Annotated in this window: 3 protein-coding genes; all 3 read right to left on the bottom strand. The window is 56.4% G+C overall.

What is annotated here, in order from left to right; all coding sequences use genetic code 11:
* On the bottom strand, positions 1-920 hold a 920-nt coding region (locus Q0072_RS05790), incomplete at its 3' end, for a CHASE2 domain-containing protein (RefSeq protein WP_298327030.1).
* Positions 921-922: 2 nt separating this feature from the next.
* The gene (locus Q0072_RS05785; RefSeq protein ID WP_298327027.1) at positions 923-2485 is read right to left on the bottom strand and encodes a ShlB/FhaC/HecB family hemolysin secretion/activation protein; all 1563 of its coding nucleotides are present in this window, start codon (positions 2483-2485) and stop codon (positions 923-925) included.
* 167 nt (positions 2486-2652) lie between these two features.
* The gene (locus Q0072_RS05780) at positions 2653-5016 is read right to left on the bottom strand and encodes a hypothetical protein (protein WP_298327024.1); all 2364 of its coding nucleotides are present in this window, start codon (positions 5014-5016) and stop codon (positions 2653-2655) included.
* Positions 5017-5152 lie beyond the last annotated feature (136 nt).

Genomic DNA, 5152 nt, shown 5'->3' with positions numbered 1-5152 from the left:
CCCAGAAAATCTCCGCCGATAATGACAACGCGGCAATAGAGTTGCTCTGTGCGCAGTTTTTCCTCAATACTTGCCCCAGCCGGTAAAACCGGCTTCGGCATTTTAGGATCGCAGCTAAGCTGAGGGCCTTTGCGGGCTATGCCCAGTAAGGCCGGGGAATCGACAACCGGAAAGATACGGCTGCTGTCTTTGGGAGGTAATTGCCAGGCAATAAGCCGCCCTTGTGAAAACCGACACTTTAAATCGGGGTAACCCGCCAGATCAGAAAGACTGCAGGGGCCACCCGGTTCGCTTTGCGGGATGTAGGAGGCCACAAAACCGGGCGCCTCGGATTCCTTTGATTCAAAAAGTGTCGGAAATCCATAGCCTCTCAGAGCTTTGTTCGGATTCATCAGCACAGTGCGCGCGATAAATGTGTCCTGAAAATCGCGACAGCGGGTGGCTCCGGATAGCAGAGCCTGTTTACAGGCCGCGATCCGCGCATTGACCGCCTTGCCCTTGGCACCGCCCGCGCGCCCTTCGAGGAAGGCCAGAGCCAGCGGTGTGCGGACCCCGTCCAGTGTTTCAATAAGCCGGATATCCTTTTTGGGCTCCGTAGGACGATCAAAGACGAAATCGACCAGTATCAGTCCGGGACCGTAGGCGGCGGTGGCGGCTATGACATCTGCCAGATAAGCGCGATCCAGTGGAATACTGTAAGGGCGCCCGATAAGGGCGGCGTCGGAAATTCGCACCAAACTGACGTCGTCACTGACGTGATCAGGCCGCTCAGCCAGCAGCTTCGCGCGCAGGTTCAGGCCAAGATGCGGGGTATCGATGACCTGCGGAAGCCATTGGCTTGCTCCAAAGGCAATAAGCGTCGCCAGACAGGCCGCCACCAGTCGTAAAAGCCACAGGCGCCATATGTCAGCCCGCTTCATCATCAGAACCGATAGCTAAGATTAAAGCCAAAACCCTCATCCTGATAGTTGCCTGTGGCCACCCCGTTGCCCAGCCGTTTGGCGACATGCCCGGCCATCAGCAAGTGCTCCGTAGGCGACCAGATAAGCCGTGCCCCAACAGCTGACAGGTTTTCCCGCATAGCGCCGGCAGCGCCGGGCAGAGGATCAACATGCCCCGTATCGGCAAATAAACCCGCGCGCATTCGCGAAGGCGAAAAAGGATGATTGCGCGGCAATTTGGTTTTGATGATATCCGAAGCGGGTATCTGGTATTCAACCGAGGCGGTGTAACCCTTGGGTCCGATCAGGCTGTTCTGTCTGAAGCCGCGAACCGTATCCGTCCCGCCAATAGACAACATCTCCGTCGAAAACAGCCGGTCAGACGTCTGTTGCACCTGCGCCCGCAAGATCAGGCGCTGATCTGTAACGGTAAGAATCTTTAAATATTCAATCGACGCATTCAGCTTGGTAAAATGAATGTCAATATCCCGAGTGCCGTTTTGGGCCGAAAGCCCGCGCGTTAAACTCAAACCGGCCACCACAGACTGCCTGCGTCCATAGGCGGCGTAAACGAGATGGCTGCGCGCCGTCGAATATTCAGTAACGCCGTCCACGGCCCCCGGTGAAAAACTGAACGGAACGCCCAAAAGTTCTGTCTTCACCCTGAGACGATCAACGGTAGTATTTAGCACCAGACTGCGCGTCGGCTTGCGGATAAGCGGCACACTCAGCCCGCCACCGTAGTAAAAACTTGAACTGGCCGCATCGAGCGCGTTGAGCGGTTCTTCGATGATATCGGCCTTTGACCCCTGAACAAACAGGTTGAATTGCAGGCCATTGGGCCTGAGCGGCACGGAATAGTTCAGACGCGCATCGGTCATGCCTTCGGTCTGGCCGATTTCACCGGACAGTTCATCCCCGGTGCTCATCAGACTCGCCGTCCGTCCCCGCATCCCGGCCCGCGTTGCGCCTATCGATGGAGAGCGGTCGCTCGCCACAAAAACAGTGAGTTCGTGGCGAGGTTTGAGCTTTAAAGAGTCGATTTCGAGTATGGCCTCGCCACGGCGATCACCCGGTTTGAGCACGGCGTTCAGTGCCGCAATATTGCGATCTTCAAGCAGAAGCTGGTATTGGCTTTGCAGATCTTCCGCCTTGATCGTATTACCATTTTTGCCGGCAAACCGCGCGGTAATATATTGCGAAGACAGATAGCCATAGTCTTTGGCAACGACCGACGTCAGCTGTCCCCGGACCAGTTCGAGCTTCAGGGCCCCCGCCGCGATATCGAGGTTTTCAATTTCTGCACCCGACGTAATATAGCCCTTGGCGATGACCTTTTGAGTCAAAAGGTCACGCAGCAGCGCGACTTCACCCAGGGTGACCGACCTGTTGCGATAGGGGGATACAATGGTCTCGATCTCTGCTTCGGTGAGGATCGGTTTCAGCCCCTTGGGCGTCTTTTCAGAAACTGTAATCTGGCTCAGGTTGAAACTCGGGCCCTCATTTCCTTTGCGCAATGAGGAAAGCGGCACTTCGGGCGACACGGGAAGCTCAAACACGTCCGGCGTGCGCGGTCCGGGCGCTTCCACCCGCGTACCCGGCAAGGGACTAACGGATTGCTCCGGGTGCAATTGCGCCATGGCCGGCCCGGCCACCAGACTTACCCCCATGGCAACCGAAGAGAGACTTACGCCCAATGAAAGAGATATCTTCATCTGCGCCCCTCGGAAACCGATGCTGCGTTTCGAGCGCCATAGGCTGAGGGGGTCTCGACGCAGGCTACGCGCTGATCTTCTGGCCCCCTGCCCTCGTAACGTTCCGGTCGCAGGCGGCCTCTGAGATCTATCCCGGATAGGCGGGCCGCCAGTGAGAAGGTGTTTCCGCCGCGGAGTCTGGCGTCTTCGATTTCGCATCGCGTAGGCGGGGTACGATCAAACGCACTCATATAGACGGGCGGCGAGCTGGTGTCTGTGTCCGCCACCTCTTGCGGGGGCAGAGCGAGTTGTTCGGGGGATGGCCCGCCGCCAAAGCCGAAGATCACCTGACCAACGGCATTGGCCGCCCTCAGATCGGCCGCGCTATAGTCGTAGCGGGTGGGAATGCCGGATCGCGTACCGGGCGTCCATTCCGTCGAGAAGGGCCAATAGGCCTGACAGACGCTGTCGCAAGCGCCACTGGCAAACTGCGGTTCAGTGAGCGTCAGACCGATATAGACATTCCCATCGGTGCCCCCATCGGTGCCATTGGCAGACTGGGCGATCGTGGAGCTTATACTGCCGCCCCGCAACCACATCTGCTCATCCACCCCGACCCGGATGATGCCGCCCGACTGACCGCGCGTGGACACCCTGCCGCCGGTCATGTTTAGCACCGTGGCGCCGATGGCAATATCTCCGGCCCGACCTTCAGGGGCAATACTCTCGATAATCGCCCCTGACGCCATATTGAGCGTATTGGCGTAAAGCTCTGTACTGCCACTGTTTTTGAAGCGGTAGACCTCTTCATAAGGTGTCGTGCTTACATCGCTGCTGATCAGGGCACCGGCCCCCAGATTGAGCGTATTCGCCCTCACAATAATGCGAGTCCCCGCCCCCCCTTGCAGCATGGCCGCATCATCAGGATCGAGATCACGATCCATACCAATGTTAATCAACGGCGCTTGCAAAAGAATTTGACCGCCGGAATTGTTGGTGCCACCAACGTCCAGCCGCATAAAACCGCTAGCCATCAGATCAATGCGATTGGCCGTAATCGAGATGTTACCGCCCTGGTTGAAGAGGGATGATGAGCGGCTGGTGTAGGTCTGGCCGACATTAAAAATAGCATTACCGCCGGTGGTGTCCCCTCCCATATCCATCTCAGTATCGAAGAAGCTGAGATTGCCGCCAACATTGAACAGTAGATTGCCGCCACGCCCGCCGGGATTTAGGCCATCCGGAGCAGGGTCATCCCATCCTGAGCCGTCAAGGGTTTCACGGCCCTCTCCCGAAGAATTTGGCCCTATGCCTCTGATTGTAACGTCACCAACTGTATTAAGTATAAAAGAGCCCCCAGAGCCCCCTACAGACCCCGCAGTCCATAAAAAAACGCCACCATTGCCTGCAAATGAAAAACTACTGTTCACAGACGTAAGGCTGCCGGCTCGGATATTGATAATGCCTCCGGTTCCACCGGAACGATTATTTACATTGATCGACGCATTGGTCAGATTGATCTGCCCACCCGCATTAATATTCAGAGTTCCGCCTGTACCCGTGCCTGATCGCCCGTCCAGAGTGGCGAAGGTCGTATTGAAATTGGTATTGGTGGCGGCTGATGTACCGGTCAGATCAATATTTCCGGTCGTGGTAATCGAGAGCATCCCACCGGCGCGTTGCCCGCTGCGGGCCCCAAAACTGATGTCGCTTCCGGTCATTAAGAGAGAGGCCGCATTGAGCGTGATAGACCCGGCCCGCCCCGTTGGAGCGTCACCCGCTGCTATGTTCGATAACACACTCATATAGGGCGCACTGCCGGTTAAACGTGGTACCGTACCGCTTGCCACGTCCGACGACACACTCATATAGGACCCATTTGTAAGCGAAATTTGGCCGCCTGCATTTACAACAATCGACCCGGCATTGCCGGGAGCCGCAGGGTTATAGGTGTTTTGATAGTTGTTAACGGCGCTGGCCACCGGTGCATGCGCGACCAAGCGACTGGAATTGGTTAGAGAGAGGTTGCCGCTCAGATCAAGGCGTATCGTACCTCCATCGTAAGTACCCGCCATGGTGTTGATATAACTTTGATCAAGCGACATGTTGGCCGCACGGATGGTGACATCGCCCGCACGCCCCGGCCATGACGCCGCAAAAAAGTAACTTCTTGAAAGATCTAAGTTGCCCGTCAGATTGACCGTAATCTGTCCGGGGGTAGCATTTGTAATGTTGCCCGCTACTGTCCTCGATATCCCCGATGAATAGGCCTGAAACGCCCCTCCTGAGATATCAATGGAATTCGTCTGACCTGAGGTCGGAGTAAAAAGCCAAAGGGTATCTGCGGTCGTGGCGTCACTAACGGCCGTACCATTACGCAACTGAATTGTGCCGCCGGACAGATAAAGATCAGCTACTGCGGCATAAGCCGCATTATTGTTCCTGAACCCATCAAGAAGGAGATTTCCACCAAACAGCGCGACACGTCCGTTTAGGCCGTAGACTCATAACGCTTTG

Origin of the sequence: Asticcacaulis sp., from assembly GCF_027484505.1 — a bacterium.
Lineage (GTDB): Bacteria > Pseudomonadota > Alphaproteobacteria > Caulobacterales > Caulobacteraceae > Asticcacaulis.
This window is presented reverse-complemented; position numbering and strand designations above follow the sequence as displayed.